The sequence below is a fragment of the Mycolicibacter sinensis genome, assembly GCF_001673565.1.
Lineage (GTDB): Bacteria > Actinomycetota > Actinomycetes > Mycobacteriales > Mycobacteriaceae > Mycobacterium > Mycobacterium sinense_C.
In genome coordinates this window covers 1-14,316 of the sequence record NZ_LZMF01000093.1, presented here as the reverse complement: position 1 = coordinate 14,316, position 14,316 = coordinate 1, and the positions used below count along the sequence as shown (strand labels likewise).

Below are 14,316 nucleotides of genomic sequence, written 5' to 3'. Positions count from 1 at the left end.
CCTCACTCGCGCAGCCGCACCATCCGCGTCGTCGAACTCTCGTCGAGCTCCACCAGGTCCGAGTAGGACCGCAGGAAATCGCTGAATGACTTATAGCCCAACTCTTTCTCGCTGAACGACGGGTCCATCCGCTTCATCTGCGCCTTGACCGCCGAGTTGTGCAGCCACTCGACGTCGTCCTTCTCCAAGCCGATCTGCAACGCGCGGGTGAGCAGCGCGGTGGCGGTGTCCACCGGATCCGGCGCCGGCGGCTCGTCGGGCTCCTTCGTGGCCTGCCGGGTGCGCCGTTTCGGTTCCGCCTCGGGTTCGGCCGGGGCGGGCTCGAACACCGGCACCCCGGGCAGTGCGTCGTAGCTGACGAAGTCGTCGCAGGCCGCGGCCAGTGCACGGCTGGTTGATCCGGCCACCCCGATCCCGACGACGTAGCGGCCCAGGCGTTTACAGCGCTGTGCCAGCGGGATGTAGTCGGAGTCGCCGGCCACGATCACCACGTGGGTCAGATCCGGCAGCCGGAACATGTCCTCGACCGCGTCGACGGCCAACCGGATATCTGCGCCGTTCTTGCCGTAGGCGGCCGCCGGGAACAACTGCACCAGATCGACGGCGCGCCCCACCAGTTGCGCCCGGTAGCCGGTGTTGACCTCGGCCGACCAGTCGGCGTAGGCGCGGGTGAGCACCAGCGTGCCGAACGACGACGCGAAGTCGATGATCGCCCCGACGTCGACTGTGGCACGCGCGAGCCGATCCGGATGCTTGGTCAGGCCCTTGGCCTTGTCCTTCTGAAAGGAGCTGCGTCCGTTGACCTGGTCGTAGCGCGAGATCACGATGTTGTCGAAGTCGAGGTACACCGCGACCCGGGTATCGCCGGAGTCCGTCATGGATGCCAGTGTGGCACGCACACCGCTCTCGGCCGTGGCGGCTTGTCGCTCAAAGGCGGGCAACTATCCCTGTGGTCGGCCGTCGGCGACGTGCCTACCCGGGCCGGTACCACCGCGGGATCAACTCCCGATCCGGCAGCGGGTACTGCCCGTAGAACCCGTGCGGATCACCCCGCAGGACCTGGGCGTTCTGCAATTCGGCGCGCTGCCGGATCTCGCGGAGGCGGGCTTGTTCGGCGGCGCGGTGCGCGGCGTAGCGGCGGGTCAGCCATCGGGTGACGATCACCGCCAGGGCGATCACCACTGCGGCCAGAATGACCCAGCGCAGCCACCACAGCAGCCCGATGAACACCAGGATGGCGAAGCCCGTTCCGTCGCTGCTCGACTGCTTGCGCTTTCCCATGGTCACGACGGTAATCCGGGGGTGTGACAGGTCTTGGTCGTCTACCGGCCCGGGGAAGCGGTCGGCAGGCCGAGGGCGCCGGCGGCGTCGAGCAAGCGTTGGTCATAGCCAACAAACGCCGTCAACCTGGCGCCGAAAACCGCGTGGCCGGTAGCCAGATGAATGGCATCCAAGGACCGTAATGTCGGATCGGGATATGCCGCGGCGGCGGCTCGAACCACATCGTTCACCTCATAGCGGGAGACCCGTGCCACCATGGCTGGGACATCGGCAAGCAATGATGGCTCCGCCCGTCGGATAGCGCGAGGTAGTTCCACCTCGATCAATGTTGAGGACACCCATGGTGTGGATTCTTGCGTGCCAAGCCAATCGGCGAGTGCATCACTTTCCGGTTCACGACGGATGAGCTTTACCAGAGCCGACGTGTCCAGGTACAGCATCAGTAGCGCTCGTCGTCCCGCATCTCGCGGAGCAGTTCCCCGGCCTCGTGATCGGTACGAATAGGACCCGTTGGGCGAGGCACCGGCCCGCTGACGGTCGCCGGCTGAAGTAGCCCAGCATTGATCATGTCGGCTAGTGGACTGTCCTGGGCTGGGACGAGCCGGGCGACAACCGTGCCCCGCTCGGTGATCTCGAGATGCTCGCCACGCTTGACCCGAGCCAGTACACCGGCGGTGTTCTGGTTCAGCTCACGGACGGGCACCTGAGACATCCTCGTATCGTACTACCAATTTGTAGTACACGACGGAAATCATGCCTCGCGCAGCCGCAACGCCAGCCCCGACGCCCGCACCGCCCGCCGATCCAGCGCGGCACGGATCTCCTCCTCGGAACCGACCACCCGCACCTTGTGCTTGGCGCGGGTCACCGCGGTATAGAACAGCTCCCGGGTCAAAAGGCGCGACTCGACCGGCGGCATCAGCACCGTCACCACGTCGGCCTCGCTGCCCTGGCTCTTGTGGATGGTCATCGCATACATGCTCTCCACATCGGAGAGCCGGCCGGTGGCGAAATCCACCGGGCCCGCCGCGGTGGCGATCACGGCGCGCAGCCCGTCGGCGCGTGCCGTGACCACCCCGGTGTCGCCGTTGCGCACCCCCAGCCCGTAGTCATTGGCGGTGATCAGCAGCGGCCGCCCGGCATACCAGTCCGCCCACGCCGGGTCCCCGGTCTGCTCCGACACCCAGCGCCGCACCTGACGGTTCCAGTGGTTCGCCCCGTGCCGGCCGTCGCGGTGCGCACACAGCAGCCGGTGCTCGTCGAGATTGCGCAACGCCTCACCGGCGTCACCCAACAACGCCGCCTGGCGCACCCGCAGCGCGTGCGGCACCGCGATCTGCGCCAACTTGTCGGCCAGGGCGGCCGGGCCGGCCACGTCGATCCATTCCCGGTGCTCATCATCGGAGCCCAGCAGCGCGATCACGGTGTCACCGTCGCCCTCGCGGATCGCCGCGGCCAGCTCACCGATCGGCTTCTTGTAGCGGTGCGCGGTCCGCAACGTCGCCACGCGGGTGCCCGGCCGCGCCGCCAACCCCTCCACCAGGTCGGCCAGCACCGCCCCAGCCTCCACCGACGCCAACTGGTCGGAATCACCCACCAGGATCAGCCGGGCGGTCGGCCGCACCGCCTCGAGCAGCCGGGCCATCAACGTCAGCGACACCATCGACGTCTCATCGACCACGATCACGTCGTGCGGCAGCCGGTTGGCCCGATTGTGCTTGAACCGCGACGAATTCCCCGGCCGTGACCCCAGCAGCGCGTGCAGCGTGCGGGCCTGCAACCCGGCCAGCCGGGTCTGATCCACCGGATCCAAATCCGCGACCTGACCGGCGACCGCCTCGGTCAGCCGGGCCGCGGCCTTGCCGGTCGGTGCGGCCAGCGCGATCCGCAGACCCGGGCGGCCCGACCCCTCGGCCTGCTCGGCCAGCAGCGCCAGCAGCCGGGCGACCGTGGTGGTCTTGCCGGTGCCCGGCCCGCCGGTGAGCACAGTGACGGCCTGGGTCAGCGCGATCTCGGCGGCGCTGCGCTGCTCGTGGTAGTCCGGCGGGAACAGCCGCTCGAGCGCCGCCGGCTCGGCCGCCCCGGCGTGCGGGGTGGACAGTGCCAGCAGATCGGCGCAGACCTGCTCCTCCTCGCGCCAGTAGCGGTCCAGGTAGAGCAGTCGATCGGCGTACAGGCGCAACACCTGCTTGGTGACCAGTGCACTGGCGCGCACCGCGGCCAGCCACGCCTCCGGTTCCGGCCAGGCCAACTCCGGCAGCTCGGTGCTGGCCGCCACGGTGGCCAGCTCCACGCAGACCGACCCGGTGCGCAGCGCCCGCACCGCCAAAGCGACTGCCAGCGCCACCGATTCGTCGGCTTCGCCGCCCAGCGCGCAGATCCGTTGGGCGGTATGCACGTCCGCCGCCTCCAGCACGCCGGCGTCGTTGAACTCCCGCAGGATTCCGGTGGCCGACTGCGCCACCCGCCACGACAGCGGGTCATCGATGCTCACGCGGTCACCCCCTGGTGCAGCAGATCCGACAAGGCGATCACCAGTGCGGCCGGCGGGCGCCAGCTGAACACCCCGGCCGGATGCCCGTCGAGAATCGGGGTGTCCGGCCCGCACATGCCGCGCACGAACAGATACAGCACCCCACCCAGGTGCTGCTCCGGGTCGTAACCCGGCTGGCGCCACCGCAAGAACCGGTGCAGCACCGCGGTATACAGCAGCGCCTGCAGCGGATAGTCCGAGTGCAGCATGGCCTCGGTCATCCGGCCGAAGCTGTAGTCGGCGGCGGTCTCACCGAGCTGATTGGTCTTGTAGTCGACCACCAGATAGCGCTGATCGGGCAGGCGCAGCACCACATCCAGCGAACCGGACAGGTAGCCGCGCAGCGACTGGCCACCCAGTGTGTCGGAGAGCAGCCGGTCGGCGTAGACCGCGAACGGGTCCTCGGGGGCCAGGTGTTCGCGCAGCAGCGCGCCCACGTCGGCGACCCGGACCTGCGGCGCCGCGCCGGGGACATCGCCGCCGGCCAGCGGGATCTCGAACTCCAACTCCCGCAACCGGTCCCCCAGCCCGATCTGGCGCAACGTCACCCCTTCGGCCAGCGGCCCCAGCCAGGTGTCGTGCATCGGCACCAGGGCCGCGGCGAGCTCGTCGGCCTCGACACCGATCGGCCACCACGGCTCGTGGTCGCGCACCTGCGCAGCCAGCTCGGCCGCCAGATCCGCCGCGAACGGGTCGGCGGTCTCCAGCACCGCGTGCACCAGCGACCCGAACGTCGTGCCGCCGGGCAGATCCGCCATGGGGGAGCGCACCTCCGCGCCGGTGGGCGGGGCCGCCTCGGTGACGGTGACGTCCTCGGACTCGTCGTCGCGGGCGTGGGTCTCCGGCTCGCTGTGCACCCCGCTTTCGGCTTCGGCCTGGGCGCCGCGGATCAGCGCCGAATAGGAGGTGCGCCGCCAGCCGGTGTCGATGGTTCGGTGAAAGTGCCGTACCGCCAAGTCTTTCGGGGTCACCGGCCTCGGCAGCGGCGTCGGTTGCACCACCTCGGAGTGCTCGGCCACCGGTCCGCCGGCGGCCTGCCAGCTCTCGAACACCGCCCACGCCTCGGCGTCGCTGATCCGCGGCCGGCACGAGATCGGCACCTGCACCTCGCCGAACGAGCGGCCACGCAGCAGCCGGGACAGCCCGCTGTTGGCCTCGTCGCGGCTGGGCCCCCACCACGCCACCACCTGCGATTGCGCCCGGGTCAGGGCGACGTAGGTGTTGCGCAGGTGATCCAGGGCCTCCTCGGTCTGGTGCAGATCTGCGGCCAGGTACCGGTCGGGTCCGTCGTCGCCGCCGATGTAGAGGCAGCGCGTCTCGGAGCCGTCGACAGCGGGCTCGTGATAGAGCAGGTCGCCCTTATCGCCGATGAACCGGTTGAACAAGAACGGCAGGTACACCACCGGGAATTGCAGCCCCTTGGCGGCGAACACCGTCATGATCTGCACGGCCCCGGCATCGCTGTCCAGCCGGCGACTGCGTTCGGTGGCGCGACTGGTGCGGTCCTCGCACTGCTTGCGCAGCCAATCGCGCAGGCCGGGCAGCCCGAGCCGGTCGGCGTGCGCGGTCTCGTGCAACAGCTGCCCGATGTGGGCGCAGTCGGTCAGTTGCCGCTCGCCACCGCGCTGACTGAGCACCCGCCGGCCCATCCCGGCCAGTTTGGCCGCCTCGAACACCGCGGCGATGCCGCGCAGCCGGGCGTGGTCGATCCACTCGCGCAGCGTCTGCGCCACCCGGTCGGTGAGGTCGTCCCCGCCGGCGGCCAGGGTCTCGGCGGTCTCGCCGAAGAACATCGTGCACGCCGCGGCCCGCACCAGGCCGCTGCGGTGCGGGGCGTCGAACGCCTCCAGCAGGCACAGCCAGTCCCCGGCCGCACCGGAGACGAACACGTCCGCATCGCCGGTGTAGACCACCGGAATGTCCAGCGCGGTCAACGCATCCCGGCACAGCGCGGCGTCCTCGTGCCGCTCGACCAGGATCGCGACATCCCCGGCGGTGATCGGTCGCCCGTCGTATGTCGCCGCCGAACCGAGCAGGGCGGCGACGTCGGCGGCCAGATCACCGGGGATGTATTCGCGCAGTATGGGTATCGGGATATCCTTGACGGCCGAGCAGCCCACGGTGGGCCGGTCGACCACCCGAAGCCGAAACGGCGCGTTGTGCGGCGCCCCGGCCAGCCGCTGCCCGCGATGGTGGGCCTGCACGGCGGGCACCACGATCTCCGGATGGCCCAGCTGCACCCCGCCCAGCACCACCTGCAGGGCGTCGACCAGGTCGGAGTCGCTGCGCCAGTTGGTGTCGAGGGTGCGATGGTCGTCGGCGTTGCGGGCGGCAGCCAGGTAGGTGTAGATGTCGCCGCCGCGGAAACCGTAGATGGCCTGCTTGGGATCGCCGATCAACACCAGCGTCGAATGCCCGCGGAAGCCGGCGTCGATTACCTCCCACTGCACCGGGTCGGTGTCCTGGAATTCATCGACCATCACGATCGGCCAGCGCCGCCGCATCCGCTCGGCCGCATCGGAATCACTGCGCCGCAGCGCATCTCGCAGCAGGGTAAGCAGGTCGGTGTAGCCGAGGATGCCGTGGCGGCGTTTGCGGTGCGCCAGTTCGGCCAGCACATCCGCGGCGAAGTCCAGTCGTGCGGCGGCCGCCGAGCCGGGGTCGGGGTTCGCCGGGCGCAGCTGTGCGGCGGGCTCCTCGACCACCTTGGAGGCCAGCGCCAGCGCCTCGTCACGGCTGAACGGTGGGGGACCCTCGGCGTGACCGAAGTGCGCCAGGTAGCGGTCGTCGACGATCTCACCGACCAGATCGGCCAGGCTCTCCAGCAGCGTCAGGGTCTCGTCGGTGTCACCGGCCACCCCGAGGGATTTCAGTACCAGCGAACAGAACTGGTGGATGGTGACGATGGTGGCGGCGTCGAAATCGGCCAGCGCGTCGCGCAACCGGTCGTGCCGGGCGCTGCGCAGGTCGGCGGGGCCGTCGAGCAGGTAGCGCTCCAGGTCATTGTCGGCGGCCCGCGCCCCGCCGAGCACCGCCAGCGCCCCGGCGACCAGGGTGCGCACCCGGTCCCGCAGCTCGCGGCTGGCCAGCCGGCCGAAGGTGATCAGCAGCAGCTCGTCCGGGCGGGCCAGCCCGTCGGCGAGATAGCGGGTGGTCAGACCGGCCAGGGCAAAGGTTTTGCCGGTGCCCGCGCTGGCCTCCAGCACCACCGTCGAGCCGGCTTCCGGCAGCGGCCCCGAAAGGTCGAAGCTGCGCGTCATAGCTGTCCCTCCGCGGCCAGCAGCGGCGCCCACAGCCGCACCGCCAGTGCACCCAAACGGGTGCTCTCCCCGTCGATCTCCTCACCGGGCCGCGGGGGACCGAGCAGCCGGCTCAGCGGGGCATTAGCACCCCACACCTTGGCGACCGCCTTGTCGGTGCAATCGCCGTAGGTGCCGCCCCAGATGAAGCGGGTCTTCCACAGCGGATCATCGCCGTCGCGCCGAGCCTCCGCCCAGGCGCATGACGTCGCCAGCGGCAGCGGGATCGGTTCGCGGCGGCCCGCGTCGTAGATCGCCACCAGCTGGCTCAGCACCGCCCGCGGATCCGACCCCGGGCCGAACAACCGCTGGCTGATCGGGCTGCGCCCGCCGCGGCCGATGCACAGCGCCGACCACCCCCGGTCGGGATGCTGGGCGGCCAACGCCTGCAGCGTAATCCAGTCCTGCAGCACGTGTTTGGCCGCCAGTTTGGAATAGGTGACCGACACCGTGCGGGTGCCGTACACCCCCGGGACGGTCCCGGACAGCCGCCGCCCGCCGCCCAGATCGATGTCGACGTCGTGGGCGGCCGGGTCGCCGCGGCGGTGGCCGATCGCGGCCTCGGCCAGGGTGCGGGCCAGATCGCGGATCTCGCAGGCGGTTCGCATCCCGAGCCGGCCCGGTGGCAGCGTGCCGCGGCGCCACTCGGCGTTGGCCGCCTCGTCGGGGTGCATACCGCTGAGCATGTCGGTGAGCATCCGGTCGCCGACGCCCCAGGTGGCCAAGCCGTCGATCTCGACGGGCATGGCGTCGTCGACCCCCTCGACCTCCCACGGCAGCGTGTAGTCCAGCGCGCGGAAGAAACCTTTGACCGGGTCTTTGAAGAAGGCCAGCAACTCGGCCAGTTCCACATCGCCGGCCGGCGGCGTCAGGATCGCGGTGAACTGCTCCGGGGGTTCGCTGCGTTTGCCGGCGGCGGCTTCGGCGGCGGTGCGCGCGGTCGGATCGAAGGTGAACGGGCCGGGCCGGCCCAGCGCCCCGGGCGTGACGTTGCGAATGTCGAACGGCTGCAACGGTTGTTCGACGACGATGCGGTCCCGCACCGGCTCGCCGGTGGTGGCGTCCAACGCGTCGAGCAGTTCGGCCAGCGGCACCGCCGGCGGCTGGGCCTTGCCGGAGTGTTCGTCGGCGCCGGTGTAGGTGATGACCAGTGTCTCGGTAGCCGCACCCACCGCATCCAGCAGCAGCTGCCGGTCTTGCGCGCGCGGGTCGCGTTCGCCGGTGTGCGGCCGCCGGGCCAGGGCGTCGTCGCCGTTGACGTGCGCGACCCGGGGAAACACCCCGTCGTCCAGCCCGATCAGGCACACCACCCGGTGCGGCACCGAGCGCATCGGAACCAGGGTGCACACCGTCAGCCCGCCGGTGCGGAAGTTCGCCCGGGTCGGGCGGCCGGCCAGCCGCCCGGCGAGCAGCGCGCGCACATCGGGCAACCGCAGCTCGGTCTCAGCGCGCGTGTCGGCCTGGGCCAGCACGTCGGTGAATTCCCGGTGCAGCTGGCCGGCCTGCCAGCCGTCGTCGGCGGAGACCCGGGTCATCGCGGCCACCCCGTCGAGCAGGGCGGTGATCCACTCGCTGAGCGGCGCTGCCCCGGTGAGCGCGTCAGCGGCGGTCTGCAATCGGTCGACGAACTCAGCCAGCCGCCCGGCCAGCTCCACCTGGTTGCTGCCCACGTCATCGAGCGGCAGCGCGGTGTCCAGCCAGGCCCGCGAGTCATCGGACATCGCGACACCGGTCAAAATCCGATCCAGCCCGAACCGCCAAGTGTTGTGCTGAATTTTGGCCAGGCCGTATGGTTCCCGGTGCGCCGCATCGAAGCTCCACCGGATGTTGGCGCTGCGCACCCAGCCGGTGATGACCTCCAGGTCGTCGTCGGTGAACGCGAACCGGGCCCGCACCGGCGCTGCCTGCGCGAGGTTGAGCACGGCACTGGCGGTCACCCGGCTGTCGGTGACGTCCAGCAGCGCGGCGGCCACGCCCAGCAGCGGGTTGGTCTGCACCGGTGCGCGGTCGGCCAACTGGACCCGCAGCAGATGCGCCGGGTGGTTCTCCCCGGCCAGCTCGCCGAGCCCGAAGCCGGCGACGATCAGCGGCGCGTAGGTCTCGATGTCCGGGCACATCACGATGATGTCGCGCGGCTGCAGCGTCGGGTCGTCGGCCAGCAGGCCCAGCAGCACTTCGCGCAGCACGTCGACCTGCCGGGCCGGGCCGTGGCAGGAGTGCACCTGCACCGACCGGTCGGTTTCGGCGAGCACCCGCCCCTCGGGCCGGATCGCGTTGCCGGCCAGATCCGACTGCAGCCAACCCAGCAGCGTGTCGGAATTCGTTGAGCTGCGCAGGTATTCGTCGGTATCCGGCTGCGGAAGCCCGCGTTGCAGCTCGCGCAGATCACGTCCGAGCGTGCGCAGCAGCGGGTGCTCGGCCGCCGTGCGGCTGGTGTCCTCGCTGCGCGGAACCACCCCGTGCACACCGCTCAGCGCCTGCCACAACCGATCCGAGGGGTGCGGCAGCCACAAGTGCAGCTCGTGGTAGGTGGCCAGCGCACCGAGCAGTTCGATGTCGGTGCACGCCAATCGGGTATGGCCGAACAGCGACAGCCGCGGTGGCAGCGTCTCGGCGGGCGCCTGGCGCAGCCGGGCCAGGGTCTGCTGGTGGCGGACGTGCGGCGGGGCGATGCCCATGGCGGCGACCAGGGCCCGCCACAGCGGCGGCTGCCAGGCCAAATCGGCGTCCAGATCGCCCGGCGCCTCGTCGAGCCAGTCGGCCAGCAGCTGCGGGCGCTGGCGGGCGTAGGAGGCGAACAACCCGGCCAGCCGCCGGGCCACGGCATAGCGGCGCCCGCACCGCACCTGCGCGTCGTCACCGGTGTGGAAATGGCCCAAATGCGTTGCCAGCGTGGCACACCAGGGCTCATCCAGGCTGGCGTCGATCACCGCCAGCAACGGCCAGCTCATCGCATCCGGCGACCACGGATCGTCGTCGGCTGCGCCGGTGATCTCGGCGATCAGCGACGCCGGGTTGCGAAACTGGACCCCGGCGCAGACCCCGTCGCCTCCGGACCCGGCCCCGAGCACATGGGCCAGCCGCTGGGAGAGCCAGCGTTCCACCCCGCGCGCCGGCACCAGCACCAGCTCCTGCGCGAACGGATCCGCCGGCGGCGTCGCCAACAGCGCGCCCAGGCCGTCGGCGAGGACGTCGGTGCGCTCGGCGCGGTGCAGGTGCAGTCCCATCGCGGCCACCATAAACCGCGCCCCCGACGAGGGCGCCGAGCCCGCGGGTACGGCGGGCTCCGGCTGAACCATCGGCCGGTCGGGTTCGTGGTGCCTGTCATGAGGATCTACACCCTGGTACTGGGCGCTATCGCCGCACTGGTTGTCGGGCTGGCCGGCCCACCGGCCGCCACGGCCGCCGACGAGCGGCTGCAGTTCACCACCACCACCATCGACGGGACCCCGTTCAACGGTGCGAGCCTGCAGGGCAAACCCGCCGTGCTGTGGTTCTGGAGGCCGAGCTGCCCGTTCTGCAACGCCGAGGCGCCGTCGGTGAGCCAGGTCGCGGCCGCCAACCCGCGGGTGGCCTTCGTCGGGGTGGCGGGGCGCGCCGATGTGGCGGCCATGCGGGACTTCGTGGCCAAGTACCACCTGAACTTCACCAACCTCAACGACGCCGACGGCTCGATCTGGGCGCGATTCGGGGTGCCCTGGCAGCCGGCCTACGTGTTCGAGCGCTCCGATGGCACCTCGACATTCGTGAACAACCCGACTGCGGCGATGTCACAGCAGGAGCTGTCCGACCGGGTCGCGGCGCTGACGTAGGTGAACCACAACCTGCCCGGACTGGCGTTCGCCGCGGGGTTGGTGGCGGCGCTGAATCCATGCGGGTTCGCGTTGCTGCCCGCCTATCTGGCGTTGGTGGTGCGCGGTGAGCGCGGCGGCGGGTTGAGCGCGGTGGGGCGTGCGCTGGGGGCCACCGCCGCGATGACCCTTGGTTTTCTGGCCGTGTTCGGTGCCTTCGGGTTGCTGACCGTGACGGTGGCGGCGCGGGTGCAGCGTTTCCTGCCGTATGCCACGGTGGTGATCGGCATCGTGCTGGTGGCGCTTGGTGTTTGGCTGCTGGCCGGCCGCCGGCTCGCGGTCGCCGCATTCGGCGGGCGGTGGGGGCCGACCGCCCGGATCGGTTCGATGCTCGGCTACGGGGTGGGTTATGCGTGCGCGTCGTTGGGCTGCACGATCGGCCCGTTTCTCGCGGTCACCGGGGCGGCCCTGCGCGGTGGCCTGGGCGGGGTGACGGCCTTTCTGGCGTATGCGGCCGGGTTCGGGTTGCTGGTCGGGGTGTTGGCGATGTCGGTGGCGCTGGCTCGTTCGGCGCTGATCGACCGGTTACGCCGAATCACGCGCTATGCCAGTCGGATCAGCGGTGCACTGCTGGTGGCCGTCGGGCTCTACGTCGGCTACTACGGCTTCTATGAGGTGCGGTTGTTCGAGCTGGGCGCCGGCGGGGGCGATCGGGTGCTGGCGGCGGCCGGGCGGGTGCAGGGCACGCTCGTCGGGTGGGTGCACCAGCAGGGCGCGTGGCCGTGGCTGGCGGTGTCGGCCGTTGTCGCGCTGGGTGCGCTGCTGCGTGCTCGGCCGATGACAGCGCGGTCACCACAAACCCCCGACGTCGACGGGACTGCCTCGTAGGCTGGTGCACGTGAAAGCGGTCAGCTGCAGCAATGCGCAACTCGAGCTCGTCGACCTGCCCAACCCGTCACCGGCCAAGGGCCAACTGCTGCTCGAGGTGGTGCGCTGCGGCATCTGCGGCTCCGACCTGCACGCCCGCCGGCACGCCGACGAGGTCGCCGACGTCGCGGCCGAGAGCGGCTACGACGGGTTCATGCGCTCGGATCAGCAGGTGGTGTTCGGCCACGAATTCTGCGGCGAGGTGCTCGACCATGGCCCCCGCACCCGCAACGCGCCGCGCGCCGGCACCCGGGTGGTCGCGGTGCCGCTGCTGCGCCGCGGCAAAGACGTCCACCCGGTCGGGCTGTCGAAGGCAGCGCCGGGCGGCTACGCCGAGCAGATGGTTGTCGAGCAGTCCATGACGCTGCCGGTGCCCAACGGACTGTCGACGGAGGCGGCCGCGCTCACCGAGCCGATGGCCGTGGCCTGGCATGCGGTACGACGCGGCGAGGTGCGCAAGCGCGACGTGGCGATCGTGATCGGCTGCGGTCCGATCGGCCTGGCGGTGGTGTGCGTGCTCAAGGCCCGCGGCGTGCGCACGGTGATCGCCAGCGACTTCTCACCCGGCCGCCGCGCGCTGGCCACCCGATGCGGCGCCGACATCGTCGTCGACCCGGCGCAGGACTCGCCCTACGCCGCCGCCGCGGGCCACGGCCACCTGGAGAAGGCGTCGGATGCGTTCGGGTTGGCGGTCGGCACCGTGGAGAAGCTGTACAAGGCGCGACTGCCCTGGTGGCATGTCTGGCGGGCCGCCGAAGCGGTCGGCGCCGCCACTCCCAAGCACCCGGTGATCTTCGAGTGCGTCGGGGTCCCGGGTGTCATCGACGGCATCATCGCCGGCGCCCCACTGTTCTCCCGGATCGTGGTGGTCGGGGTGTGCATGAGCCCCGACACGATCCGGCCCGCGATCGCGATCAACAAGGAAACCGACCTGCGGTTTGTGTTCGGTTACACGCCAATGGAATTCCGCGACACCTTGCACCTGATCGCCGACGGTAAAGTCGACGTCTCCCCGTTGATCACCGGGACGGTCGGTCTGGGCGGGGTAGCAGCGGCGTTCGATGCGCTGGCCGACCCGGCTCAGCACGCCAAGATCCTGATCGACCCGAAAAGCCCTGTGCAGGAGGTTTCGTGACGTCCGGCATCAAACGCATCGCGATCAGCACCGGCGGTGGCGATGCTCCCGGCCTCAACGCGGTCATTTACGCCACCACTCTGGCCGCCCGCAACCGCGGATGGGATGTCGTCGGGATCCGCGACGGCTTCAACGGGATGCTGCTGGGCGACCGCTACGCCGACGGCGGGCTGATCGACCTGACCCGTGAACGGGTGCGCGGCATCATCCACCAGGGCGGAACCATTCTGGGCAGTACCAACCGGGGCAACCCGATCGCCTACCCGGTGCAGCAGGCCGACGGCAGCTGGGTCGAGGTCGACCGCACCGAGGAGTTGCTCGGGCGTTTCGCCGAACACGGGATCGATGCGCTGGTCACCGTCGGCGGCGACGGCTCTTTGACGATCGGCAATCACCTGCACCGGGCCGGGCTGCGGCTGGTCGGGGTGCCCAAGACCATCGACAACGACCTGGACCGCACCGCCTCGACGTTCGGTTTCGACAGCGCCGTCGGGTTCGCCTCGGAGTGCATTGACCGGCTGTTCTCCACCGCAACCTCGCACAGCCGGATCATCGTGGTGGAGGTGATGGGCCGCTACTCCGGCTGGATCGCCCTGCACGCCGGCATGGCCTCCGGCGTGCACGCCATCCTGCTCCCGGAGATTCCCTACCGCCTGGAACCGGTCGCCGAGCTGATCAACCAACGCGCACAACGCGGTTCGACGTACTCGATCGTGTGCGTCGCCGAGGGTGCCACGCCGGTGGGCGGCACGCGCACGGTGGCGGCCACATCGGTGGGTCAGGCCGAACGCCTGGGCGGTATCGGTGCCAAGGTGGCCGCCGAACTCGAGGCGCTGACCGGGCGCGAATCGCGTGCGGTGGTGCTCGGCCACCTGCTGCGCGGCGGATCGCCGACATCGGCGGACCGGCTGCTGGGCCTGCGGTTCGGGGCCGCCGCGGTGCGTGCCCTCGATGAGGGACACAGCGGGGTGATGGTGGCGCTCAACCCGCCGACGGTGGACTATGTGCCGTTGGCCGAGGCCACCAGTCGGCAGAAAACCGTTCCACCGGACTGCGATTCGATTCAGACCGCGCGCGATATCGGTATCCGGTTCGGCGATGAGAGTGTCGCTGCGGGCTGAGTTCGAGGCCCGCGGCGGCGGTCTTGCGGCGTCGTGGGGGATGTGATGTGTGCCCGCCTTTGAGCGACAGGCGACGTTATGTCAGCCGCCCAGGCGCGCAGTGGGAATCGGGCGTCGGTGCCGGCGCCGCCACAGGTTGACGTAATCGGCGTTGTCGCTCAAAGGCGGGCACACGCCCATATCCTCCGGCCCGGTGACGGATGGGGCAGGTGGGAAACGATGCGCTCAA

General features: G+C 70.5%; 11 protein-coding genes. 4 read left to right on the top strand and 7 right to left on the bottom strand.

From position 1 onward, the window contains the following. Window positions 1-2 precede the first annotated feature (2 nt). From A5648_RS14100 to recC, 7 genes are all read right to left on the bottom strand, one after another. Window positions 3-878: an NYN domain-containing protein gene (locus A5648_RS14100; protein WP_065025147.1), complete on the bottom strand. Its 876-nt coding sequence runs from the start codon at window positions 876-878 to the stop codon at window positions 3-5. 94 nt (window positions 879-972) lie between these two features. Beyond that, complete coding sequence (locus A5648_RS14095) at window positions 973-1,281, bottom strand: ABC transporter ATP-binding protein (RefSeq protein ID WP_065025188.1); 309 nt, start codon at window positions 1,279-1,281, stop codon at window positions 973-975. Window positions 1,282-1,322: 41 nt separating this feature from the next. Beyond that, complete coding sequence (locus A5648_RS14090; protein ID WP_065025146.1) at window positions 1,323-1,721, bottom strand: type II toxin-antitoxin system VapC family toxin; 399 nt, start codon at window positions 1,719-1,721, stop codon at window positions 1,323-1,325. Then, a complete protein-coding gene (locus A5648_RS14085) occupies window positions 1,721-1,993 on the bottom strand; it encodes a type II toxin-antitoxin system Phd/YefM family antitoxin (RefSeq protein ID WP_065025145.1) in 273 nt (90 codons plus the stop codon). Before A5648_RS14085 ends, A5648_RS14090 begins: the two co-directional genes overlap by 1 nt. Before the next feature lie 39 nt (window positions 1,994-2,032). Continuing rightward, window positions 2,033-3,775, bottom strand: coding sequence for an exodeoxyribonuclease V subunit alpha (gene recD / locus A5648_RS14080; RefSeq protein WP_065025144.1), 1,743 nt, complete (start codon window positions 3,773-3,775; stop codon window positions 2,033-2,035). Then, window positions 3,772-7,074, bottom strand: coding sequence for an exodeoxyribonuclease V subunit beta (recB, locus tag A5648_RS14075; protein ID WP_065025143.1), 3,303 nt, complete (start codon window positions 7,072-7,074; stop codon window positions 3,772-3,774). The genes recD and recB overlap by 4 nt, the downstream gene beginning before the upstream one ends. After that, entirely contained in the window at window positions 7,071-10,340 is a 3,270-nt protein-coding gene (recC, locus tag A5648_RS14070) for an exodeoxyribonuclease V subunit gamma (protein ID WP_065025187.1), read from the bottom strand. The genes recB and recC overlap by 4 nt, the downstream gene beginning before the upstream one ends. Before the next feature lie 99 nt (window positions 10,341-10,439). Here recC and A5648_RS14065 point away from each other — a divergent pair, with 99 nt between their 5' ends. Genes A5648_RS14065 through A5648_RS14050 form a run of 4 tightly spaced genes read left to right on the top strand, consistent with a single transcriptional unit; the run spans window position 10,440 to window position 14,087 of the window. After that, window positions 10,440-10,925 carry a protein disulfide oxidoreductase gene (locus tag A5648_RS14065; RefSeq protein WP_065025142.1) on the top strand — a complete coding sequence of 162 codons (486 nt, stop codon included), beginning with the start codon at window positions 10,440-10,442 and terminating at the stop codon, window positions 10,923-10,925. Further along, the gene (locus tag A5648_RS14060) at window positions 10,926-11,792 is read left to right on the top strand and encodes a cytochrome c biogenesis CcdA family protein (RefSeq protein ID WP_065025141.1); all 867 of its coding nucleotides are present in this window, start codon (window positions 10,926-10,928) and stop codon (window positions 11,790-11,792) included. It begins immediately after the preceding gene. 10 nt (window positions 11,793-11,802) lie between these two features. Beyond that, window positions 11,803-12,966, top strand: a complete 1,164-nt coding sequence (locus A5648_RS14055) for a zinc-binding dehydrogenase (protein ID WP_065025140.1) — start codon at window positions 11,803-11,805, stop codon at window positions 12,964-12,966. Continuing rightward, the gene (locus A5648_RS14050; protein ID WP_065025139.1) at window positions 12,963-14,087 is read left to right on the top strand and encodes a 6-phosphofructokinase; all 1,125 of its coding nucleotides are present in this window, start codon (window positions 12,963-12,965) and stop codon (window positions 14,085-14,087) included. The genes A5648_RS14055 and A5648_RS14050 overlap by 4 nt, the downstream gene beginning before the upstream one ends. Window positions 14,088-14,316: the final 229 nt, after the last annotated feature.

Bases quoted from the DNA above. Each gene is read 5' to 3' on its own strand.
- A5648_RS14095 (WP_065025188.1), bottom strand. From the start codon at position 1,281: ATGGGAAAGCGCAAGCAGTCGAGCAGCGACGGAACGGGCTTCGCCATC.
- recC (WP_065025187.1), bottom strand. From the start codon at position 10,340: ATGGGACTGCACCTGCACCGCGCCGAGCGCACCGACGTCCTCGCCGAC.
- recB (WP_065025143.1), bottom strand. From the start codon at position 7,074: ATGACGCGCAGCTTCGACCTTTCGGGGCCGCTGCCGGAAGCCGGCTCG.
- A5648_RS14100 (WP_065025147.1), bottom strand. From the start codon at position 878: ATGACGGACTCCGGCGATACCCGGGTCGCGGTGTACCTCGACTTCGAC.
- A5648_RS14090 (WP_065025146.1), bottom strand. From the start codon at position 1,721: ATGCTGTACCTGGACACGTCGGCTCTGGTAAAGCTCATCCGTCGTGAA.
- A5648_RS14085 (WP_065025145.1), bottom strand. From the start codon at position 1,993: ATGTCTCAGGTGCCCGTCCGTGAGCTGAACCAGAACACCGCCGGTGTA.
- A5648_RS14065 (WP_065025142.1), top strand. From the start codon at position 10,440: ATGAGGATCTACACCCTGGTACTGGGCGCTATCGCCGCACTGGTTGTC.